Origin of the sequence: Corynebacterium sp. UMB4614, from assembly GCF_030217065.1 — a bacterium.
Lineage (GTDB): Bacteria > Actinomycetota > Actinomycetes > Mycobacteriales > Mycobacteriaceae > Corynebacterium.
The window spans coordinates 46584-69091 of record NZ_JASONC010000006.1 but is presented as its reverse complement, the minus strand read 5'-3'; the positions used below and the strand labels follow the sequence as shown (position 1 = coordinate 69091).

Annotated in this window: 19 protein-coding genes; 18 read left to right on the top strand and 1 reads right to left on the bottom strand. The window is 65.0% G+C overall.

The annotated features are described in order from the left end of the window. The first annotated feature begins 4 nt into the window (after nucleotides 1–4). The 17 genes from atpA to QP413_RS04205 all read left to right on the top strand — a co-directional run bounded on the left by atpA (nucleotide 5) and on the right by QP413_RS04205 (nucleotide 19547). A complete protein-coding gene (atpA, locus tag QP413_RS04285) occupies nucleotides 5–1642 on the top strand; it encodes a F0F1 ATP synthase subunit alpha (protein WP_070759289.1) in 1638 nt (545 codons plus the stop codon). Between the two features lie 64 nt (nucleotides 1643–1706). Further along, complete coding sequence (locus tag QP413_RS04280) at nucleotides 1707–2684, top strand: F0F1 ATP synthase subunit gamma (RefSeq protein WP_070759290.1); 978 nt, start codon at nucleotides 1707–1709, stop codon at nucleotides 2682–2684. A gap of 2 nt (nucleotides 2685–2686) precedes the next feature. After that, nucleotides 2687–4135: a F0F1 ATP synthase subunit beta gene (gene atpD / locus QP413_RS04275; RefSeq protein ID WP_012359967.1), complete on the top strand. Its 1449-nt coding sequence runs from the start codon at nucleotides 2687–2689 to the stop codon at nucleotides 4133–4135. Nucleotides 4136–4146: 11 nt separating this feature from the next. Beyond that, nucleotides 4147–4521 (top strand): F0F1 ATP synthase subunit epsilon, encoded by a 375-nt coding sequence (locus QP413_RS04270; protein ID WP_070759292.1) that lies wholly within the window; start codon nucleotides 4147–4149, stop codon nucleotides 4519–4521. Between the two features lie 252 nt (nucleotides 4522–4773). Beyond that, on the top strand, nucleotides 4774–5205 hold the full coding sequence (locus QP413_RS04265) for a DUF2550 domain-containing protein (RefSeq protein ID WP_141759456.1): 432 nt from the start codon (nucleotides 4774–4776) through the stop codon (nucleotides 5203–5205). A 294-nt stretch (nucleotides 5206–5499) separates the two neighbouring features. After that, nucleotides 5500–6240, top strand: a complete 741-nt coding sequence (nucS, locus tag QP413_RS04260; protein ID WP_284758694.1) for an endonuclease NucS — start codon at nucleotides 5500–5502, stop codon at nucleotides 6238–6240. An 89-nt stretch (nucleotides 6241–6329) separates the two neighbouring features. After that, the gene (locus tag QP413_RS04255; RefSeq protein ID WP_284780771.1) at nucleotides 6330–7367 is read left to right on the top strand and encodes a tetratricopeptide repeat protein; all 1038 of its coding nucleotides are present in this window, start codon (nucleotides 6330–6332) and stop codon (nucleotides 7365–7367) included. Nucleotides 7368–7433: 66 nt separating this feature from the next. Then, nucleotides 7434–8294, top strand: coding sequence for an ABC transporter ATP-binding protein (locus QP413_RS04250; protein WP_070759297.1), 861 nt, complete (start codon nucleotides 7434–7436; stop codon nucleotides 8292–8294). A gap of 50 nt (nucleotides 8295–8344) precedes the next feature. Continuing rightward, the gene (locus QP413_RS04245; RefSeq protein WP_070760874.1) at nucleotides 8345–9259 is read left to right on the top strand and encodes an NUDIX hydrolase; all 915 of its coding nucleotides are present in this window, start codon (nucleotides 8345–8347) and stop codon (nucleotides 9257–9259) included. Nucleotides 9260–9266: 7 nt separating this feature from the next. After that, nucleotides 9267–10538: a hypothetical protein gene (locus QP413_RS04240; RefSeq protein ID WP_284780770.1), complete on the top strand. Its 1272-nt coding sequence runs from the start codon at nucleotides 9267–9269 to the stop codon at nucleotides 10536–10538. A 190-nt stretch (nucleotides 10539–10728) separates the two neighbouring features. Then, a complete protein-coding gene (locus QP413_RS04235; RefSeq protein ID WP_148820430.1) occupies nucleotides 10729–11517 on the top strand; it encodes an electron transfer flavoprotein subunit beta/FixA family protein in 789 nt (262 codons plus the stop codon). 62 nt (nucleotides 11518–11579) lie between these two features. Further along, the gene (locus QP413_RS04230; RefSeq protein ID WP_070759305.1) at nucleotides 11580–12530 is read left to right on the top strand and encodes an electron transfer flavoprotein subunit alpha/FixB family protein; all 951 of its coding nucleotides are present in this window, start codon (nucleotides 11580–11582) and stop codon (nucleotides 12528–12530) included. A 197-nt stretch (nucleotides 12531–12727) separates the two neighbouring features. Further along, nucleotides 12728–14509, top strand: coding sequence for a VWA domain-containing protein (locus QP413_RS04225; protein ID WP_284780767.1), 1782 nt, complete (start codon nucleotides 12728–12730; stop codon nucleotides 14507–14509). A gap of 135 nt (nucleotides 14510–14644) precedes the next feature. Next, a complete protein-coding gene (locus tag QP413_RS04220; RefSeq protein WP_070759375.1) occupies nucleotides 14645–16024 on the top strand; it encodes an SLC13 family permease in 1380 nt (459 codons plus the stop codon). 30 nt (nucleotides 16025–16054) lie between these two features. Further along, nucleotides 16055–17242, top strand: a complete 1188-nt coding sequence (locus tag QP413_RS04215) for a cysteine desulfurase family protein (protein ID WP_070760870.1) — start codon at nucleotides 16055–16057, stop codon at nucleotides 17240–17242. Nucleotides 17243–17271: 29 nt separating this feature from the next. Beyond that, nucleotides 17272–18492 carry a tRNA 2-thiouridine(34) synthase MnmA gene (mnmA, locus tag QP413_RS04210; RefSeq protein WP_070760868.1) on the top strand — a complete coding sequence of 407 codons (1221 nt, stop codon included), beginning with the start codon at nucleotides 17272–17274 and terminating at the stop codon, nucleotides 18490–18492. Next, the gene (locus QP413_RS04205; protein ID WP_284780763.1) at nucleotides 18489–19547 is read left to right on the top strand and encodes a hypothetical protein; all 1059 of its coding nucleotides are present in this window, start codon (nucleotides 18489–18491) and stop codon (nucleotides 19545–19547) included. The genes mnmA and QP413_RS04205 overlap by 4 nt, the downstream gene beginning before the upstream one ends. 72 nt (nucleotides 19548–19619) lie before the next feature. Here the strand turns inward: QP413_RS04205 and ligA are convergent, their stop codons facing one another. Next, the gene (gene ligA / locus QP413_RS04200; protein ID WP_284780762.1) at nucleotides 19620–21755 is read right to left on the bottom strand and encodes an NAD-dependent DNA ligase LigA; all 2136 of its coding nucleotides are present in this window, start codon (nucleotides 21753–21755) and stop codon (nucleotides 19620–19622) included. A gap of 62 nt (nucleotides 21756–21817) precedes the next feature. Between ligA and QP413_RS04195 the strand changes: the two genes are divergently transcribed. After that, nucleotides 21818–22489, top strand: a complete 672-nt coding sequence (locus QP413_RS04195; RefSeq protein WP_284780759.1) for a 3'-5' exonuclease — start codon at nucleotides 21818–21820, stop codon at nucleotides 22487–22489. The last annotated feature ends 19 nt before the right edge of the window (nucleotides 22490–22508 follow it).

Genomic DNA, 22508 nt, shown 5'->3' with positions numbered 1-22508 from the left:
AAACATGGCGGAGCTGACGATCTCCTCCGATGAGATCCGTAGCGCGATTGCGAACTACACCTCGAGCTACTCCCCGGAGGCCTCCCGCGAGGAGGTCGGCGTGGTCACGACGGCAGCCGACGGCATTGCCAACGTGAGCGGCATGCCATCGGTGATGGCTAACGAGCTGCTCGAGTTCCCAGGCGGCGTCATTGGCGTCGCACAGAACCTGGACACCGACTCTGTCGGCGTCGTGGTCCTGGGTAACTACGAGACCCTTAAAGAGGGCGACGAGGTAAAGCGGACCGGAGAAGTCCTTTCCATTCCGGTCGGGGAGAACTTCCTCGGCCGCGTTATCAACCCACTGGGTGAGCCGATCGACGGCCTTGGCGACATCACCGACACGGAGGAGCGCGCACTTGAGCTGCAGGCTCCATCCGTCCTGATGCGTCAGCCAGTGAACGAGCCGATGCAGACCGGCATCAAGGCTATCGACGCAATGACGCCGATTGGCCGCGGTCAGCGCCAGCTGATCATTGGTGACCGTAAGACGGGTAAGACCTCCGTCTGCATCGACACCATCCTCAACCAGCGTGACAACTGGGAGTCCGGCGACCCATCGAAGCAGGTGCGCTGCATCTACGTTGCGATTGGTCAGAAGGGTTCGACCATCGCGTCGATCCGCCAGACCCTGGAAGAGCACGGCGCGCTGGATTACACCACCATCGTTGCCGCACCGGCATCCGACTCCGCAGGCTTCAAGTGGCTCGCACCGTTCGCAGGTGCAGCCCTCGGCCAGCACTGGATGTACCAGGGCAAGCACGTCCTCGTCATCTACGATGACCTGACCAAGCAGGCTGAGGCCTACCGCGCGATCTCCCTGCTGCTGCGCCGCCCGCCGGGCCGCGAGGCATACCCAGGTGACGTGTTCTACCTGCACTCCCGTCTTCTCGAGCGTGCTGCAAAGCTGAACGACGAGCTGGGTGGCGGTTCCCTGACCGCACTGCCGATCATCGAGACGAAGGCAAACGACGTGTCTGCCTTCATTCCGACCAACGTTATTTCCATTACCGACGGTCAGGTCTTCCTTGAGTCTGACCTGTTCAACCAGGGTGTCCGCCCGGCAATTAACGTTGGTGTTTCCGTCTCTCGTGTCGGTGGTGACGCACAGACCAAGGGCATGAAGAAGGTGTCCGGTAACCTGCGTCTGGACCTGGCCGCATACCGCGACCTGGAGGCATTCTCTGCCTTCGCATCCGACCTGGATGACGCTTCCAAGGCTCAGCTGGAGCGCGGTGAGCGCCTCGTCGAGCTGCTGAAGCAGACCGAGCACGCGCCGCAGTCCGTCGAGCACCAGATGATCTCCATCTGGCTGGCCGGCGAGGGCGAGTTCGACGACGTCCCAGTTGAGGATGTCCGTCGCTTCGAGGCTGAGCTGATCGAGCACCTGCGCTCCAACGCATCTGGCGTCTTCGACCAGATCGCTGGCGGCACCCCGTTCACCGAGGAGTCCCAGGCGCAGCTGAAGCAGTCCACCAGCGAGTTCAAGCGTGGTTTCCAGACCACCGACGGCACCCCGATCATCCGGGAGCCGGAGGCTCGCGCCATGGAGCAGGACGAAGTTAAGCAGTCCGAGATCACCGTTACCCGCAAGACCGTTTAAGGCCGCGGAAAGGGATCGACAAAGCACCATGACTAACTACGGACAAGAAGGGAGGCGGTAGCGCATGGCTAATCTTCGCGAACTCAGGTCACGTATCAAGTCCGTGAACTCGACCAAGAAGATCACCAAGGCCCAGGAGCTTATCGCCACCTCGAGGATCACGAAGGCGCAGGCTCGCGTCGACGCTTCGCAGCCTTACGCTCACGAGATCACCAAGGTGATCGAGCGTCTGGCGTCCGCCAGCTCCCTGGATCACAAGATGATCCGGGAGCCGAAGGACCCGAAGCGCGCAGCCATCCTCGTGGTTTCGAGTGACCGTGGCATGTGCGGTGGCTACAACAACAACGTCTTCAAGACCACTGCGGAGCTCCGCAAGCTGCTTGAGGACGAGGGCAAGGAAGTTGTTCTCTACATCCTTGGAAACAAGGGCGTGACCTATTACAACTTCCGCAACGAAGACATCAGTGGAGCGTGGACCGGGCACTCTCAGGACCCGGTTTACGCCGAAACCGCGAACCTGCGTAACCACCTGATCGGCGGCTTCCTCGCCGGTTCGGAGGGCACTGTCGACGTCGTCGACGGCGTTAACGCCGAGGGTGACCAGGTGCCGGGCTTCGACGAGGTCCACATGGTTTACACCGAGTTCCACTCGATGCTTTCCCAGGTGCCAAAGGCACACCGCCTACTGCCAATCAAGACTGTCGTCGAAGAGGAGAAGATGGAGCTGGGTTCCGACATGGTGTCGGACTCCGCAGACCAGGTCTCCGCTGAGGTGGATTTCGAACCGGACGCAGACACGCTTCTCGCGAACCTGCTTCCGCAGTACGTATCCCGCGGCATCTTCGCCGCGCTGCTCGAAGCAGCAGCCTCCGAGTCGGCCGCGCGTCGTACCGCTATGAGTGCGGCGACGGACAACGCGAGCGAGCTGGTGGAGAACCTGTCTCGTATCGCAAACCAGGCTCGCCAGGCGCAGATTACCCAGGAAATCACAGAGATCGTCGGTGGCGCGTCTGCGCTCGGCGATAGCGGAGAGAGTGACTAATAATGACTACAGCAATTCAGGAGCAGCAGAACTCTGCTGCACCGACTGCTGCCGGCCGCGTCGTTCGAGTGATCGGCCCGGTTGTCGACGTGGAGTTCCCGCGTGGGCAGCAGCCAGCACTATTCAACGCACTGCACGTCGAGGTTGACCTCGAGGCAGTTGCGAAGACCATTACCCTGGAGGTCGCACAGCACCTGGGTGACAACCTGGTGCGCACCGTCTCCATGGCCCCGACCGACGGCCTGGTCCGCGGTGCAGAGGTCAAGGACACCGGTAAGCCGATCTCCGTGCCAGTCGGCGACGTCGTCAAGGGCCACGTCTTCAACGCCCTGGGCGACTGCCTGGACGAGCCAGGTCTCGGCCGCGACGGCGAGCAGTGGGGCATCCACCGCGAGCCACCGGCATTCGACGAGCTCGAGGGTAAGACCGAGATCCTGGAGACCGGCGTTAAGGTCATCGACCTGCTGACCCCTTACGTCAAGGGTGGCAAGATTGGCCTCTTCGGTGGTGCAGGTGTGGGTAAGACCGTCCTGATTCAGGAGATGATTACCCGTATCGCCCGCGAGTTCTCCGGTACCTCCGTGTTCGCCGGCGTCGGCGAGCGTACCCGTGAGGGTACGGACCTCTTCCTCGAGATGGAGGAGATGGGCGTGCTCCAGGACACCGCCCTGGTGTTCGGCCAGATGGATGAGCCGCCGGGAGTCCGTATGCGCGTGGCTCTGTCCGGTCTGACCATGGCGGAGTACTTCCGCGATGTTCAGGGCCAGGACGTGCTGCTGTTCATCGACAACATCTTCCGTTTCACCCAGGCAGGTTCTGAGGTCTCCACGCTGCTCGGCCGCATGCCGTCCGCAGTGGGTTACCAGCCGACCCTGGCTGACGAGATGGGTGTTCTGCAGGAGCGCATTACCTCCACGAAGGGTAAGTCCATTACCTCCCTGCAGGCTGTCTACGTGCCGGCCGATGACTACACCGACCCGGCACCGGCGACGACCTTCGCCCACCTCGATGCAACCACTGAGCTGGACCGTGCGATCGCTTCCAAGGGTATTTACCCGGCAGTGAACCCGCTGACCTCCACCTCTCGTATCCTCGAGCCGGGCATCGTCGGCGAGAAGCACTACGAGGTTGCACAGCGCGTGATCAACATCCTGCAGAAGAACAAGGAGCTCCAGGACATCATCGCCATCCTTGGTATGGACGAGCTGTCTGAGGAGGACAAGATCACCGTCCAGCGTGCTCGTCGTATCGAGCGCTTCCTGGGCCAGAACTTCTTCGTCGCAGAGAAGTTCACGGGCATCCCAGGCTCCTTCGTTCCACTGGAGGAGACCATCGACGCCTTCGAGCGCATCTGTGATGGTGAGTTCGACGCTTACCCAGAGCAGGCCTTCAACGGCCTGGGTGGTCTGGATGACGTCGAGGCCGCCTACAAGAAGCTCACGGACAAGTAAGAGGAGCACACATGGCTGAGATTGCCGCTGAATTGGTGGCTGTGGAGAAGGCGTTGTGGTCTGGCACCGCAACGGCCGTCATCGCGGAGACCACCGAGGGCGAGATCGGCGTGCTTCCAGGTCACGAGCCACTGCTCGGCCAGCTGGTCGAGAATGGCGTCGTGATCATCCGGACCACTGAGGGTGAGAAGCTGGTGGCCGCGGTACAGGGCGGGTTCCTGTCCGTGTCCACCCAGAAGATCACCGTTCTCGCTGATAGCGCTGTGTGGGCCGATGAGGTCGACCAGGCTGATGCTGAGGCTCGGGTGCGTGAGGCGTCCTCCGAGGAGGAGAAGTCTCGCGCAGAGTCCGAGTTGCGCGCTGTGAAGCGTTCCAAGGAGAAGTAGACCGAGGTTTTCGGACTACCGGCCAAAGGCCACGTCGCGTGGGGTGACCCGCGCGGGGTGGCCTTTGTGCTTTTCGCCCTAAGGATGCGGTTTTCTCCCGCTGAGTGCGGAAGGCAGCCCACCGGTGGGAGGGAATTGTTAATATCCAGGCATGGGGCTAAATTTTGTTTAAGGTATTGCAGCCTTGAAACACTCCTGGTTTTCCTGCCCGCCGGGTTGGCGGGATGATGCGACGGCGAAGAGGCGGAAACGTTGACCACGATTCTTGTGCTTTTGGGAATTGTTCTTCTTCTGCTGCTCGTTGGCGTCATCCTGTGGCGCTTCTTCTACCTGCGGAGCGAAGGCTACCCCGTGCTGCTGCGTGCGCTTCCCGCCGAGGAGGCAAGGCACTGGCGACACGGGGTTTTGGTTTATTCGAGGACCTCGGCTCGGCTGTACAAGTTGCGCAGCCTGCGGCCCGGGTCGGATCTGGTGTTGACCCGGTTGGGGACCACCGTGGTGTCCCGCCGGGACATTGTGGATAAGGAGCGCCCCTTCATCGAGGGCTACTGCCACGTGATGAAGATTTCCCACCGTGGCGAGGAGTACGAGATCGCCATCGACGAGCAGGGGGATAACGCCTTCGTCTCCTGGCTGGAGTCCGCGCCTTCAGAGCGCTGGGTGCGCACGACGCGATTCTCTTGAGTCTTCTTATCGTTTTCTACCCCGACCGGGGCTACCCGGGCGGGGTTTTTGCGTTGGCCAAAGAAAACCAAGCTGACCAGCTGCCCACCGCGCCGTCCGGAGAGAAGGGGTAAGACGAATAGCGAGGAGGTCCAGGTGGGTATCGACGTCACCGCCGATAAGACCATCCGCCAGACACTGAGCTCGGGGCATCGACCGGCTCTGCGATCGCCGCCTGTACCTCCACCACGGAGTGCTGACCACGACGCCCTATGAATAGCCCGTTGCTGCCAGGCGTGGGGTAGCGTTGGAAAAATGCGTCTCATCATCGCCACGTGTGCCGTCGACTACGTCGGTCGACTGGAAGCTCATCTGCCGCGCGCCGATCGCCTGATCATGGTGAAGTCGGACGGTGCGGTCTCCATCCATGCTGATGACCGGGCCTATAAGCCCCTGAACTGGATGACCCCACCCTGCACGACGACGGAATACCGCCGCGCGGAGGTACTCGCCGAGGCCACAGACGGCAAGGACCCCTTCCTCACACTTCCTGAGCTGGAGGACGAAGACGTCGAGGCCCTGTGGGTCGTCGAGAATCCGAAGGGCGAGCAGCTGCGCATCCAGCTCTTCGCGGTGCACTCCGACCAGAACTTTGACCTCGGCGAAGACCCGGGGCTGCAGAAGGACGGCGTAGAGGCCCACCTCCAGGAGCTGCTGGCCGAGCAGATCGAGATCTTGGGGGAGGGCTACTCGCTGGTGCGCCGCGAATACCCGACCCCCATCGGGCCGGTGGACATCCTCACCAAGGACGCGACGGGGGCGACCGTTGCGGTGGAGATCAAGCGCCGCGGGAACATCGACGGAGTCGAGCAGCTGACCCGTTACGTCGAGCTGCTCAACCGTGACGAGCTGCTTGCCCCGGTGACCGGTGTCTTCGCCGCGCAGGAGATCAAGCCTCAGGCCCGCACCCTGGCCGAAGACCGGGGAATCCGCTGCGTGACCTTGGACTACGCGGCGATGCGTGGCACCGATGATTCGGAGTTTCGGCTGTTCTAGGCCCCGGTGCTCATGGGGGCGAAGCGCCCCAGTCGGCCGGGGGATTGGGCGCGGTCGCCCCGCGGTCGGAAGCCGTTACTATGGAGGGCATGACTGTACCGCACGATCCTTCCTCCCAACCGGCCTCTCGTCCGCAGAGCGGCGCCCCGCAGGCGCAGCCATCCTCCCCTCGGCAGCCGCAGGCGCCGCAGCGTTTTGTTTCGGGGGCGATTGACCTGGGGACGGTGAAGCAGCAGGCCGTGCAGCGCGAGAAGCACGCACAGCAAGCAGCGGAAGCTGGAGTGGGCGTGGACTACGTCGCCCGCTCGGCGGACGTCACCCCGGAATCCTTCGAGCAGGACCTGGTGGTCCGCTCCACCCAGGTTCCGGTGATCCTCCTGGTGGGTAGTGCCCGCTCGGAGGCCAGCGCAGAGCTGAAGAACTTCTTCGCCCGCCTGGTGGAGATCCCGGATGTGCCGCAGGAGCAGCTGAAGTGGGTATTCCGCTACATCGACGCCGATGCGGTGCCGGAGATGGCCCAGGCGCTCGGGGTACGCGGCGTGCCCACGGTGCTCGCCCTGGTGGCTGGCCGCCCAGCGACGTCCTTCCAGGGAGCCCAGCCGCAGGAGCAGGTGGAGCAGTGGCTGGAGTCGGTGATCCAGGCCGTCGACGGTAAGCTGCCGGGCCTGCCTGCGGATTCGGGGGCCGCCGCTGAAGAACAGGACTCCCGCCTCGATGAGGCTGCGTCCCTCATTGAACAGGGGCAGATCCAGGAAGCGATCGCCGCCTACGACGCCATCCTCGCCGACCCGAACACCGACCCCGAGCTCGCGGCGACGGCACGGGCCGCACGTGCCAATGCCATCCTCGCGGAACGCGCCGGGGATCCAGCTGCCGGAGAGCAGGCACTGGAGCAGGTGGCTGCAGACCCGGGCAACGTCGACGCCGCGATGGCCGCCGCCGAGCTGCTCGCCCTGCGCGGTGAGAAGGCCCAGGGCTTCGACGTTCTCGTCACCGCGATGCGCCACACCGCGGGCGAGGAGAAGGACCGCGCGAAGCAGCAGCTGCTGCAGCTCTTCGAGCTTTATGATGCCGCCGATCCGGAGGTCATCGCGGCCCGCACGAACATGGCCAGCGCCCTGTTCTAGAACCGCGGTTATCCGCCGGAGTAACCCGATCCGATCCCACGAGCCCCTGAGGTAACGAGAACCACCATGCAACGCAATGTCATTTCCACCCCGGAAACCCAGCCGGCGGCGCCGGAGGACCTGATCCTGGACATGCGCGGTGTATCGCTGCGCCGGGGCGGCAACGAGATCCTGCACGAGCTGGACTGGCAGGTCGAGCTTGACGAGCGCTGGGTCATCATGGGGCCCAACGGCGCCGGGAAGACCTCCCTGATGCGCTTGGCCAGCGCGCAGCTTTTCCCGACGACCGGCACCGTGGACATCATCGGCGAACGATTGGGCTCCTCCGACGTCCGCGACATCCGCACCGCCGTCGGAATGTCCAGCTCTGCCCTGGCTCACCGCATCCCAGACGACGAGGTGGTCTCGGACATCGTCATCTCCGCGGGCTACGACGTCATGGGACGGTGGCGGGAGGCCTACGACGAGATGGACTACGAGCAGGCCGTCAACACCCTCGAGGTCGTGGGGGCGTATCACCTGGCCGACCGCACGTGGGGCACGCTGTCTGAGGGAGAGCGCAAGCGCACCCTCATCGCGCGCGCCTTGATGACCGACCCGGAGCTGTTGCTGCTCGATGAGCCGGGTGCCGGGCTGGACCTCGGTGGCCGCGAAGATCTGATCGAGCTGCTCAGCCAGATCGCGATGGATCCGGATTCCCCGGCGACCGTGTTGGTCACCCACCACGTGGAGGAGATCCCGCCGGGATTCACCCACGGGATGCTGCTGGACGAAGGCCACATCGTGGCCCAGGGCCTGTTGACCGACATCATGACCAGCGAGAACCTCACCAAGGCCTACCACCAGCCCATCGAGGTTAAGCAGGAGGACGGCCGCTGGTTCGCCCGCCGTCTTCGTCGCGGTGGAGCCCACCGGGCGCGGGATTAGCTAGAGTCTTTTAAGTACCGATTTAGGTGGAAAGCGAGGTCCGGCTCGAGATGGGATTTGCAGAGCAGTTGGGTCCGGTAGAGCCACGGCATGCCTCCACGGTCATTCTGCTGCGTGACACGCTATCCGGCCCGGAGGTCTACGTGCAGGAACGCGCGTCAACCATGGCGTTCTGCGCGGAGATGACTGTCTTCCCGGGCGGTGGGGTGGATGCTCGCGATATGCCCGGTGACGTCGACGGCGACGGGGTGGACTCGCCCGATGTGCGCTGGTCCGGCCCGGACGTTCGTTGGTGGGCCCACCGTCTGCGCAAGGATCCCGCGATTGCCCGCGCCCTCGTGTGTGCCGCGGTGCGCGAGACCTTCGAGGAGGCAGGCACGCTCCTGGCCTCCAATGAGGACGGAGATATTGTCGCGGACACCACGCGCTTCCAGCACGAGCGCCAGGAACTGGAGAATCACCTGCTCCCGTTTTCTACGTTCATGGACCGGCACAAGCTGATCCTGCGGGCCGATCTGCTGCGCCCCTGGGCGAACTGGGTGACCCCAGAGGGGCAGCCGATCCGCTACGACACGGCATTTTTCGTGGCCCGTCTGCCGGAGGGGCAGGACACGACCGGGGACACGCGAGAGGCCACGTCCACGGGCTGGTTCCGCCCGTCGACGCTGCTCGACGGGTGGCGTTCCCGGAAGATTAGCCTGATGCCCCCGACGTGGGCGCAGCTGAAGTTGCTGAGCACCTTCCGCACGGTCGACGAGGTCATGGACTTCTCGTCGGGACTTTCGGTGGACCCCGTGCTGGACGAGCCGATCGACGAGCCCTATATGGCCGAGTACTACCTCATGGAATCCAAGATGTACGGTCGCCCGAAGCGCGTCTTCGCCCCGGGGATGAAGTTTGCGGTGGACCCGGCGGAGCTGCCGGAGCACCCGTTCGAGCACCGTCCGGGCTCCTATCTGCAGTAGGTCGCGGTTGTCTTTTAGCTTTGAGGAGCTTCAGTGGCTCCAGTCCTCTCCCGACGCCGGCACCGCCATCGCGCAGGCCGGCGAGCTTGAGCTCAGCCAGCGCAGCGTGGTGTCCGATATGGCAGCGTTGCGCAAAGCCTGGGGTGACAACGCCCGGGCGGTGGCCGAGCTGGTCGAAGCCCGCCGGATTGTGGCGGTGAAGCTACCTGGGGAACTCGCGGCCGGGTGGTGGACCGATAAGGATGCTGCCCAGCAGTCCACCCCGCTGGCCGTGGCGCGCTTCCGTGCTCGGCACCTCGCAGCACTGGGGGTGGCGGTGGCGCGCGACGTCACCTGCTCGGTGGGGACCGAGCTTGTGGCGCTTAAGGAGGCCGGGCTGACGTGCAGCGGCTCCGACATTGACCCGGTTCGGGTGGCGATGGCTCGCACAAACTGCCCGGGCGTCGAGGTGCGGGTGGCCGATGCCCTCGAGCCCTGGGAAGGAACACCGGGGGAGAAGCCGGTGATCCTTGCGGACCCGGCTCGGCGCAACTCCTCGGGGCGGATTCACCGGCTCGAGGACATGCAGCCCCCGGTGAGTGACCTGGTTGGGGCCTATCCCGGACACGAGTTGATGGTGAAACTCGCCCCGGGCGTGGACTTCGCAGAGCTCGAGGACTGGGCCGGCCAGGTGGACGTCATCAGCGTGGATGGCCAGGCCAAAGAGGCTTGTGCCTTGACCTCCGGGCTGGTTTCCCCGGAAGCCCGGGATGGTGAGGGGCTGGCGCGCCGGGCCGTGGTGATCAGCACCAGCGACCAGGGGGAAGGCGTCGACATCCTGGCCAGCTGGGAGCCGGAGCTGTCAGATGACGACGTCGCAGCACGCGCGGGGCAGCCTGGCCGGTACATCATGGAACCGGATGCAGCGATCATTCGCGCCGGGCTCGTGCGCCACTTCGCGGCCCGGGAGAGGCTGTGGCTGGTGGACCCGAACCTGGCCTATGTCACGGGTGAGCACGTCCCGGCGGGGATGCGGGCCTTCGAGGTGCTGGATACCGTGCCGGTCAAGCAGTTGCGCAAGGCCTTGCAGCAACGAGGGGTCGGCAAGCTGGAAATCCTCGTGCGCGGGGCGGACATCAATCCGGATCAGCTGCGCGCGAAGCTGAAGCTCAAAGGCAAGGGTAAGGCCACGGTCGTCATTGCACGGCTGGGGGAGCGGAATACAAAGCAGCGCGGGGGTGGGTTGAGCAGCGGTGTGGTGGCCTATATCTGCCGCGCGGTGGCCCCCGAAAAGCACTAATACTGCGAATTCGCTGCGGGTTGGCGCAAAGCTCAGGCGCGGGTCATGCCGGTTGGGTAGAACGGACGGTGACACGCCCAGCCCGCGCGGTGGGGTGGTTCTAGAAAAATATTAATGTGTTGTGGCGAAGCTCACGTTTTTCAAGCTAAGCTGAACTGGAAACCAACACGCAATCACGAAAGGCCAACGCATGTCGAACATCGTTGTTCTGGTTAAGCAGGTGCCGGACACGTACTCCGAGCGCAAGCTCCGTGAGGACGACTTCCGTCTGGACCGTGACAGCGCCGACGCTGTTCTCGATGAGATCAACGAGAACGCTGTCGAGGCTGCACTCCAGCTGAAGGAAGCAGACTCCTCCCGCAACGTCATCGTGCTCTCCGTGGGTCCGACCCGCGCGACCGAGGCGCTGCGCAAGGCACTGTCCCTGGGCTGCGACGAGGCAATCCTGGTCACCGACGAGGCCCTCGAGGGCTCCGACGTCCTGGGCACCGCCTGGACGCTGAGCAACGCGCTCAACCAGATCGAGGACATTGAGCTCATCATCGCTGGTAACGCCTCCACCGACGGTGTCGCCGGCGCTATCCCGGGCCTGCTGGCCGAGTACCGCCAGATTCCGGCTCTGACCCACATGGAGGAGCTGGCTGTCGAGGGTGGCACCGTCACCGGTAAGCGCGTCACCGAGGAGGGCATCTTCGGCCTCGAGGCGCCGACCCCGGCCATCGTCTCCGTCACGGAGAAGGCCAACACCCCGCGCTTCGCCGTCTTCAAGGGCATCATGGCCGCGAAGAAGAAGGAGATCAAGGAGCTCAGCCTCTCCGACATCGGCGTCGATCCGGCGAACGTCGGCGGTGGCAACGCAACCTCTTCGGTCGCTGGCGTCACGCCGAAGCCACCGAAGTCTGCCGGTGAGAAGATCACCGATGAGGGCGACGGCGGCAAGAAGCTCGTCGAGTTCCTCGCTAAGGAAAAGCTGATCTAGCTCACCGCTTTTCACGTTCCATAACCCGACATTCCCTGCCACATTAGGAAAGAGGAAAATCCATGACCAACGTATTGGTACTGGTTGATCACGTTGAAGGTGAGCTGCAGAACTCCACTCGCGAGCTCATCACCGCTGGTCGCGTATTCGGCCAGGTCGGCGCCGTCGTTGTTGGCAAGCCGGGCACCGCTGAGGGCCTGAAGTCCGAGCTGGCTGCTGCTGGCGCGGAGACCATCTACGCTGCCGAGTCCGACGAGGCTGACTCCCTGCTCATCACCCCATCCGTCGACGCCCTCTCCGGGCTCGCCGCTCACCTGCAGGTTCCGGTCCTGGTCTCTGCTTCCGCTACCGGCAACGAGGTTGCTGGCCGCGTGTCCGCACGCGTGGGCTCCGGTGCGGTCTACGGCATCACCGAGATCGACGCCGAGCGCAACGCTAAGAAGCCGGTCTTCGGTGGCGAGTACATCGTCGACTCCGGTGCCGCAGGCGTGGCCCCGGTCTTCACCTGGCAGGCCGGCTCCATCGATCCGGAGCCGCAGGACGCTGCCGGTGAGATCCAGGCAGTCGAGCTGCCGGGCGCTGGCCCGACCGCTGTGAAGATCACCAGCTTCGCTCCGGCTGAGGCCGGCGACCGTCCGGACCTGGCTGAGGCGAAGATCGTCGTCTCCGGTGGTCGTGGCGTGGGCGGCTCCGAGGGCTTCACCGACGTTGTCGAGCCACTGGCCGACGCGCTCGGCGGTGCCGTTGGTGCATCCCGTGCCGCAGTCGACGCGGACTACTACCCGGGCAAGTTCCAGGTCGGCCAGACCGGTGTCACCGTGTCCCCGAACCTGTACATCGCACTGGGCATTTCCGGTGCTATCCAGCACAAGGCTGGTATGCAGACCTCCAAGACCATCGTTGCGGTCAACAAGGATGACGAGGCATCGATCTTCGAGATCGCAGACTTCGGTATCGTTGGTGACCTCTTCGACGTTGCCCCGCAGGCAACCGAGGAGATCAAGAACCGCTAAGGTTCCCGAATCCAATCAGCTGCCCTGAGCGCAGCTAAAAATAAAAAGCCGGTGTTTCCCGTTATGACGGAGCACCGGCTTTTTTATATCCGTCCATAGTGTGCCTAAGAGCTTTGGGAAGCAGTAAATACCACTTCGAGTTGAGGGGACTTTTTAAGATGTGGGCACGACGTTCAGTTGGGGCCATTCTGGCGTTTGTGGTGGGGACGATCCTCGCTGTAGCGGTTCCCGTTGGGGTAGCCAACGCCGATATCGACAAGCCAAAGAAGCAGCGAGTACACCTGGTCATGGACTCATCCGGGTCGATGGCGGAGAAGATCGACGGCGGGAAAACCCGGATTGATGCAGCCAAGGACGCCCTGAACTCCCTGGTCGATTCAACACCGGAGGAGACCGAGCTGGGGTTGCGGGTGTACGGCGCGAATGACAAGAACAAAGGCAGCGAAGAATCCTGCCGTGATTCCGAGCTGGTGGTCCCGATTGCGACGGAGAATCGCGAGGACCTCTCGAAGGCCATCGAGGGGTACAGCCCAGCCGGGTGGACCCCGATCTCTTATGCCCTGAAGGAAGCCGGCAAGGACATCGACAAGCCAGGGGAGGATGAAGAAAACACCATCGTCCTGGTCTCCGACGGCGAGGAAACCTGCGTCCCGGACCCCTGCGATGTCGTCGATGAACTTCAGAAGCAGGGCATCAACGTGACCATCAACGTGGTGGGCATGAACGTGGATGGCAAGGCGCGCAATCAGCTGCAGTGCATCGCGAAGAAGGGCAACGGAAAGTACTACTCGGCGGATAACGCCGATGAGATCAAGACAGCCATCGAGGAAGCTGCGATGCGCACGGGCCAGGCCTTCCAACTGGACGGGGACCCCATCACTGGCGGGGACTCCCGATCTGAGGCCCCCGACATGAGGCCGGGAACCTACCTGGACAAGTTCGGTTTCAACGAGACGCGCTGGTACCGCGTGCCGAAGCAGGCCAAGGATTCCGTGGTGTGGGCAGGTGCCGCGATGAGCCTGGCGGAAACTGACAAAGAACACGGCTCCATCGCCGTCGAACTGGTCGATCCCACCAGCGAAGAAAAATGTGCCCAAGAATCCGACTATGGGCACAGCAGCGGCCCCGAGGGGCTGCTGGCCACCAGCCTATCTAGCAGGGAGTGCGAAGACGCCGAAAACCTGCTGCTGAAAGTCACCACGGACGTCAAGGGCGAAGGCGAGCTCCCGGTGCGGATCCACTTGGAGGAGCGTGGCACGGTCCAAAGCCTCGACGAGCTGCCAGAGGCTGCCAAGAATCCCGAGTGGGAGGAAATGGAGGCAGCAAAGGCGCCGGAAGGCGTGTCCTACGGCGGTGACTCATTCGGGAACGCCAAGGTGATCGAGCCTGGTGCCCACAACATCGCGGTGACGATGGGTGAAAGCCAGGTATTCGCCGTGGACCTGGACTGGGGGCAGCACGTACAGGTGCAGACCGACCTGGAAACGGTGCAGAAGCGCTTCATGGCATGGAACACGAGGGTGCTTTCTCCCTTCGGAAGCGATGCCCTCGTTAACGACACTGATAGCTCGGACTTCGGCAGCTCCAAGAGCGTCAGCCTCCAGGCCCGGACATTCCCCATCCGCTACAAGAACAGCGGCGAGATCTACCCGAACGAGAACTCGGTGCCGGGCCGCTACTACATCATCGTCTCTGGCGGCGATCGGGAGGACACAGCCGATAAGCAGGGGGAGGCCAAAGGCACGATGACCGTGGAGGTCCTGGGCAAGGCTGGCGAGGGGGCGCCGGAGTTTGCTTCCCTCGAGAAGGATCTGGACCAAGAGCAGGATGACGGCGCTGCCGATGCCGATGCCAAGAATGTGGCCGCAGAGCAGGAAGACACCGGGATGAGCTGGCCGATGATCGGAGCCGCCGGGGTCGGGATTATCGCCCTGCTGGCAGCCATTGTGTTGGCGGTGACGGGCCGGAAGAAGTCCTAACCCAGCTTTTTATATCGAGCGCAAAAATACTCGTACGCTCGATGATTGTGCTCCAGTTTGGGGTGTCTGTCACAATGTGACGCACGACATAGGCGCGCTGAAGGCGCGCCACCCCTCACTGGAAAGGACGTGGGCATGCAGTCAGCCCTCGGGCTCACCATCGCTGGGCTCGCCATCATCTTTCTCACCGTCGCAATTCTGATTCGCGGCAAGGTGAGTCCGATCGTGCCCATGGCCCTCATCCCAGCGATCGGCGCCCTGATCCTGGGCTATAGCTTTGAGGAACTCTCGGACTTCTTCAGCGACGGGCTGAAATCCGTCATGAGTGTGGTCGTGATGTTCATCTTCGCGATCATCTTCTTCGGAATCATGCAGGACGTCGGGCTGTTCACGCCCGTGATTCGAGCGCTGATCAAGGGCACCAGGGGCAATCCTGTCTTCATCACGCTGGGAACCGCGGCCATTGGCGTGGTCGCCCACCTCGACGGCTCGGGCTCGACGACCTTCCTGCTGACGATCCCCGCGCTGCTCCCGCTGTATAAGGCGATGCACATGAGCCGCTACACCCTACTGATGATCGTCGCACTGGCAGCGTCGGTGATGAACATGGTGCCGTGGGCAGGCCCGGTGGGGCGAGCGGGCTCGGTCATCGCGCAGGACCCGCACGATATCTGGATCCACCTGCTGCCGGCCCAGGGGATCGCGCTGCTCGGCGTGTTCGCAGTAGCTGCGGCCCTCGGTGTTCTCGAGCTACGCCGTGCCCGCAAGCGCAGCGCGCAGAAGGTGGGAGCCGGGGCAGACACCCCAGGCCCGGCTAACGTCGATGTCGAGAAGATGGCCGCCAACTTCGCAGAGAACCAGCGCCAACAGCAGGCGGAGATCGGCCTGTCCTTCCGCACTGGCAGGGCGGTGACGGTGATTAACGTCGTGCTGATCCTCGCGGTGCTGGTCGTGCTGCTGGCGGGCCTGCTGCCACCGGCTCCGGCCTTCCTCATCGCCACCACCGTGGCCATGCTGGTGAACTGCCAGGGCAAGGAGGCTCAGACCGGGGTGCTTAACCGGCACGCACCGAATGCGCTCTCCATGGCCGGTGTGATCATCGCGGCCGCCATGTTCCTGGGAGTGCTCAACGGCAGCGGCATGCTCGAGGAGATCGCCCTGCAGCTCATCGCGATCATGCCTGAGGGAGTGGGGCAGTACCTGCACATCATTGTCGCGTTCTTCGGCGTCCCACTGGACCTTCTCACGTCCACCGACGCCTACTACTTCTCGGTGCTGCCCATCGTTCAGGAGACTGCTGCGAACTTCGGTGTGAGCGGCATGGGGGCTGCCGCAGCGCTCATCGTGGGTAATGTCATCGGCACCTTCGTCTCCCCGTTCTCGCCGGCGCTCTGGCTGGCGCTCGGCCTCGCCGAGGGGCAGATGGGCCACTATCTCAAGCGCGCACTGCCGGTGGTCTGGGCATTCTCCATCGTGCTGGTTGCCATCTGCTGGGGCATGGGGATGTTCGCTTAGCTTGCCAGGTGCTATGCCACACTAGAAACCATGACAAGCCAGCCCCGCATCTACGCCGACCACGCCGCCTCGAGCCCGTTGCGCCCGGAGGCAGCCGAGGCGATGCGGGAGGCAGAATCCGCGCTCAATCCGGCCGGTCAGTACCGCACCGGCCGGGACGCCCGGCGGGTGCTGGAGGAGTCCCGCGAGCAGATCGCCGAGTTCCTCGGCGCCGAACCCGTGGAGGTGATCTTCACCGCCTCGGGCACGGAGGCCGACAACATCGCCGTGCAGGGGCTGGCCTTCGGCTCCCGGAAGCTGCACCCGACTGCGGGCGACATTATCGCTCCTGGCATCGAGCACCCGGCGGTGGGGGAATCCATCGATTGGCTGTGCACCGGCCCGCTTGACTTGGGGTACCGCCGGGTCGAGCTGCCCGTGGACGAACACGGAGTCGTTGATCTTGAAGCGGCCGAGGAGATCGGCGTCCTAAAAAACATGGCTCCCGAGCAGACGGCGCTGATCACCTGCATGTGGGCGAATAACGAGACCGGGAACATCCAGCCGGTCGGCGAACTTGCCACAATCGCAGCGGACAAGGGAGTGCCCATGCACGTGGATGCCGTGCAGGCAGCGGGGAGGGTGCCGATCGACTTCCACGGCCTCGGGGTCGCCACCCTCGCAGCGAGCGCGCACAAGTTCGGCGGGCCGCGCTCGACCGGGGTGTTGCTCGCGCGCCGGGATGCGAAGATCCTCTCGCCGTTGAAGGGCGGGAACCAGGAACGCGGGCTGCGCTCTGGGACCGTCAACGTCCACGGGGCGGTGGGCACCGCAGCAGCACTGGCGGCGGCACATCGGGATATGGCTGCGGAGAACGAGCGGCTACGGAACATCCGCGAGCGGGTGCTGGAGGCCGTCCGTGGCATCGAGGGGATAAAAGTGTGGACCCACGAACCCTCGTTGCCCAGCCACCTGCACCTGAGCATCCCCGGTGCGGAGGGGGATAGCCTCATCATGCTGCTGGACGCTGCGGGGGTGGATGCCTCCACGGGTTCGGCGTGCGCGGCCGGGGTGAACCGCGCCAGCCACGTGCTCGCTGCGATGGGTGTGGACGTGGAGGTGGCCCGAGGTGCCCTGCGGCTGACCTTCGGCGCGGAGACCACGATGGCGGACGCTGAACGCATCGCCGAATTGTTGCCGCGCGTGGCCGAGCAGGCTCGCGCCGCCGGAATGGCCTAAGCCCGCTAAACCCGAGTAGGGTGCCACCCATGCGAGTAGTAGCAGCAATGAGCGGTGGTGTGGATTCGGCGGTCGCGGCCGCCCGGGCACTCGAAGCAGGCCACGAGGTTATCGGCGTGCACCTGGCGCTGTCCCAATCCCCGGAGGCCGTGCGCGCCGGTTCCCGCGGCTGCTGCTCCCTGGAGGATTCCGCCGACGCCCGGCGGGTCGCCGACAAGCTCGGCATCCCCTTCTACGTCTGGGACTTCTCCGACCGCTTCAAGGCCGATGTGATCGATAACTTCGTGGACTCCTACGCCATCGGCGAGACCCCGAATCCGTGCCTGCGCTGCAACGAGAAGATCAAGTTCGAAGCCCTGCTGGACCGCTCCATCGCGCTCGGCTTCGACGCCGTGGTCACCGGCCACTACGCGCAGCTCCACGACGGCGTGCTGCGCCGGGGCGTGGACGCGGACAAGGACCAGTCTTATGTCCTCGGCGTGCTAACCGACGAACAGCTGGCACACTGCATGTTCCCGGTCGGGGACACCGTCAAGCCCGAGATCCGCGAGGAGGCCGCCGACGCCGGCTTCGGGGTCGCCAATAAGCCAGATAGCCACGACATCTGCTTTATCCCGGATGGCCGAACTCAGGCATTCCTGGGCTCGAAGATCGGCTTGCGTCCCGGCCTGGTGCGGGACACCGGCGGGGAGACCGTGGCGGAGCACGACGGCGTGTACGGCTTCACCGTTGGTCAGCGCAAGGGGCTTGGCCTGCCGCGCGAAACCCTGGACGGCCGCCCACGCTATGTCACGGATATCGACGCCCACACGGGTACCGTCACCGTTGGCACCCGGGAGGACCTGCGGGTCGGCGGGATCATCGCCGACCGCCTCAAGCGCCTCGACCCGGAGGTACACGGCCGCGAATTCGACTGCGAGGTGCAGGTGCGCGCCCACGGCGGGGTGGTTCCTGCCCGCGCCCGGCTCGTCGACGACCCAGCCCCGGTCACCCCGGCGGGTCGCGTGAAGGAGGCCGACGAGCTGCCGTGGCGCCTGGAGCTGGAGCTGCTGCAGCCCCTGGAGGGCGTGGCGCGCGGCCAGGCCGCCGTGGTCTATCGCCCCGACGAGGACGGAGACATCCTGCTGGGCTCCGGCACCATCCGCGCGACCACCGCCCTCGGCGCCCCGATTGAGGAGCAGCCCGCACCCGGCACCGTCGGCGCGGTGGACGCCGACGCCATCGAACAGGGCGAGGACGCCCAGGGATGACACGTCTCGGCTGGTGGGAATCCTTCGCCACGACCCACCCGGACCAGAACAGTGCCCTGGAGGCCGCGCTTCTCCGCGGCGTCGATGTGGATGAGGATACCGGCGCGCCAGGCGGGATCTCCCTGCCCCGTATCCAGCCTGCAGGCGAGCCCGGGGTGAAAGACGTCGCCCTGGACGTCACCGCCCTGACCGCCGGTTTCGCACAGCTCAGCCTCGCCGCGAACCCGCGGGGCTGGGAGATTAGCCACGGGGCCAGTCTGATCGGCCGCCAGACCCGGTCTTATCTCTCGGAGCTCCGAGACCTGGTGCCCGCGGTGCTTGCCGAACGTCGGGCCCCACGGATCATGCTGAACGTCGCCGGGCCCTGGAGCTTTGGCGCCACTGTGGAGCTGGCGGGGCATCCCATCGTGGCCGACCGGCCCGCATTCCGGGACATCGCCCTCACGTTGGGGGCGGGGCTGGCGGAGACCGCCGAATGGCTGGCCAGCGCGACCGGCTCGGAGGTGCTCATTGGTCTCCACGAGCCCGCCGTGCCGCAACTGTTGGCCGGGCTGGCCGGGGCCACGCGCTGGGATCGGCTGGCCCCGGTGGATCCCGAGCACATCTTGGGCGTGTGGCAGCGGCTGCTCGGCCAGTTGCCCGAGGGTGTGGGGGCTGTGCTGCACGAGTGCCCGCCCGAGCTATTCCGCGACATCCCGCAGGTGGGCTTTGATCGCGTCGGGGTGGCCGCCGGGCACCTCTTCGGCGAGCAGTCCACCTCGGAGCTCAAGGACGCCATTGGATCCAGCGTCGGGGCGGGCCAGGGGATCGGCATCTGCGTGCCGCGCCCCACAGAGCCGCAGGGAGCCGCGGCGATCGAGGACAGTGCCGCCACGTACGCGGGTGCCGTCCAACGCCTGTGGCAGCAGTGGAGCTTCCCCGCGGAGCAGCTGGTGCAGCAGGTTGACCTCTGCGCGATCACCCCGGGGCTGGACGAGGTCGCTGTGAGCCCTGCTGTTGCAGCCACCTGGTCGGCGACCGCGCGGATCGCCGCACGCAACCTCGCTGCAGGCTAAGCCTCACCCAGCAGGGCAGCCCAGGAATGACCAGGCTCGCAGCAGCGAAGTGTTGACCCCAGCGCTCCGGGACTAGTCCTCCTCGGCGTCGCCCTCGCCCGGCCCCTCGCTCAGCAGCTTGTGGAAGCCGGCCTCATCGAGCACCGGGATGCCCAGCTCCTCGGCCTTCGTGAGCTTCGAGCCGGCTTTGGCCCCGGCGACCAGATAATCCGTCTTCTTCGACACGCTGCCGGTCGCCTTCCCGCCGCGGGACTCGATGGCCTCCTTCGCGCTGGAACGGTCGAAATCCTCCAGCGTGCCCGTGACAACGATGCTCAACCCGGCCAGCAGGTCGGCCTGAATAGACCCGGCCGCGTCGGCAGAAGGCTGCTCGGTGACGTCCTGCTCCATCCGCACCCCAGCGGCCGCCCAGGCGTCGACGATCTCCTTATGCCAGGAGACCGCAAACCAGTCGCGGACAGATTCGGCGATGATGGGCCCCACCCCATCGACAGTGGACATCGTCTCCACATCGGCGGCGGCGACGTCCGGAATGGAACCGTAGTGATTGGCCAGGGCCTTCGCCGCGGTCGGGCCGACGTGCCGGATGGACAGAGCGACGATGACCCGCCACAGGTCGACCTCCTTGGCCGCCGCGAGCGTCGTCAGCAACGTCTCACCTTGCTTATTCAGCGCGCCGGACTTCGTCGTATACGCGTCCGTGCGGCGCAGATCCTCCTCCGTGAGCGAGAACAGCTCCGTCTCGTCGGGTAGCACGCCGGAATGGATGAGGTCATAGGCGGCCTTCTCGCCGAGCGCGTCGATATCGAAGGCCCCGCGGCCGGCGATGTAGGTCAGGCGGGTGTGCAGCTGGCCGGGGCAGTAGCGGGTATTCGGGCAGCGCCAGTCCGCATCGTCTCCGCGGGCCGGGGCCAGGGGAGTGCCGCACTCCGGGCACAGGCTGCTGAAGAGGAACTCGCGCTCCGCACCATTTCGGGCGTCCTCCACCGGGCCCAGGACCTCCGGGATGACCTCCCCGGCCTTGCGGATCATGATCTCATCACCCAGGCGCACGCCCTTGCGGTGGGCCTCGGAAGGGTTGTGCAGGGTCGCCATGGTCACGGTGGAGCCCGCGACGTACTTCGGCTCCATCACCGCATACGGGGTCGCCCGGCCGGTGCGCCCGATCCCTAGGCGGATGTCGTGCAGCCGGGTGCGGGCCTCTTCCGGCGGATACTTATAGGCGATCGCCCAGCGCGGGGCGCGGCTGGTTGTTCCGAGCCGCTGCTGGGACTCCGTGTCGTCGACCTTGATGACGAGGCCGTCCATCTCGTGATCCGCATCGTGGCGGTGGTCCGCCCAGTAGGCGACCTGTTCCAGGACCTCCTTGGCGCTGTGCACCTGCTTGGTATACGGGCTCACCGGCAGGCCCCAGGCTGCCAGCGCCTCGTAGGCCGCGTGCTGGGAAGCGGGGGTGAAGCCCTCGCGGGCACCGATGCCGTGACAGATCAGGCGCAGCGGGCGGCGTGCGGTCTCCGCCGGGTCTTTCTGGCGCATCGCGCCGGCCGCGGCATTGCGCGGATTCGCAAACATTTTCTGCCCCTCCGCCTGGCGCTGGGCGTTCATCTTCGCGAAGTCCTCGACGCGGATGAACACCTCGCCGCGGATCTCCACGATCTCCGGCACTGGGAAGTCCTCGGAAGGTTGCAGGCGCGCCGGGATGTCGGAGAGGGTACGGGCGTTGTGGGTGATGTCCTCGCCGGTCGTGCCGTCGCCGCGGGTGAGCGCGAGTTCCAGGACGCCGTTACGGTAAAGCAGGTTGATCGACGCGCCGTCGATCTTCAGCTCGGTGAGGTAGGTCTTGGCCGGGGTGCGCTCCAGCCAGGAGCTCAGCTGCTCGGTGTCGAAGACGTTATCGAGCGAGAGCATCGGCTCCTGGTGGTCCACGTTGCGAAACGGGCTGGACTCCGGAGGGGCCGGGGCGACCTCGGTGGTGGGGCTGGGGCCGGTTACCGCCTCGGGGTGGGCGTCCTCGAACTCCTGAAGTTGGGTGAGCAGGGCGTCGAACTCGGCGTCCGAGATCTCAGGATTGCCGTAGTAGTAGACCTCGCGGTGGTGCCTGACCTGGTCCGCGAGGGACTGCCACTGTTGGCTCAGTTCTGCAAGCGCAGGATCGGAGGTCCCGGGATTGGCGGCGGGCGAGGAATCGGAATCGTATTGAGTGCTCACGGGATCCAAGTCTATCGAGGATCCGCTCTGGCCTGTCTGGTGCTCCGGTTAGAGTAAGGATCATGACCGCAGCGCATTTCAATCCGGCTCACATGTTGAGCTTCGACCTAGAGACCACCGGCACCAATCCACTGTCCGCCCGCATCGTGACCAGCGCCATGGTGCGCATCCGTGGCAGCCAGGTGGAAGACGTCGAGCTGCTCGCCGACCCGGGCGTCGAGATCCCCGAGCAGGCCAGCGCGGTGCACGGCATCACCACCGAATACGCCCGGGAGAACGGTCAGCCGCACGACGAGGTCCTGGCAGAGACGATCCGGGCGATCCGGCAGGGTTGGGAGGAAGGCGCGACCCTCGTGGTCTTCAATGCGCCCTATGACCTGACGGTGCTGCGCAGCCAAGACCCGAGCTTCACCGTGGACGGACCAGTCATCGACCCGCTGCTGCTGGACCGCCACTTCGATCAGTACCGCAAGGGCAAGCGCACCCTGGGGGCGGTGTGCGAGCACTACGAGGTGGCGCTCGACAATGCGCACGAGGCCACCGCCGATGCGATCGCCGCGGCCCGCGTGGCGTGGAAGATCGCCCGTGAGCACCCGGAGCTGACCCAGATGAGTGCCGATGAGCTCATGTTGAACCAGTCAACCTGGTACTACGAGCAACAGTCCAGCCTGGCTGAGTACTTCCGCTCCAAGGGGCGCGACGCCAACGTGAACACCAGCTGGCCGCTGCAGTAGGCCGGTTGCCTATAATTTC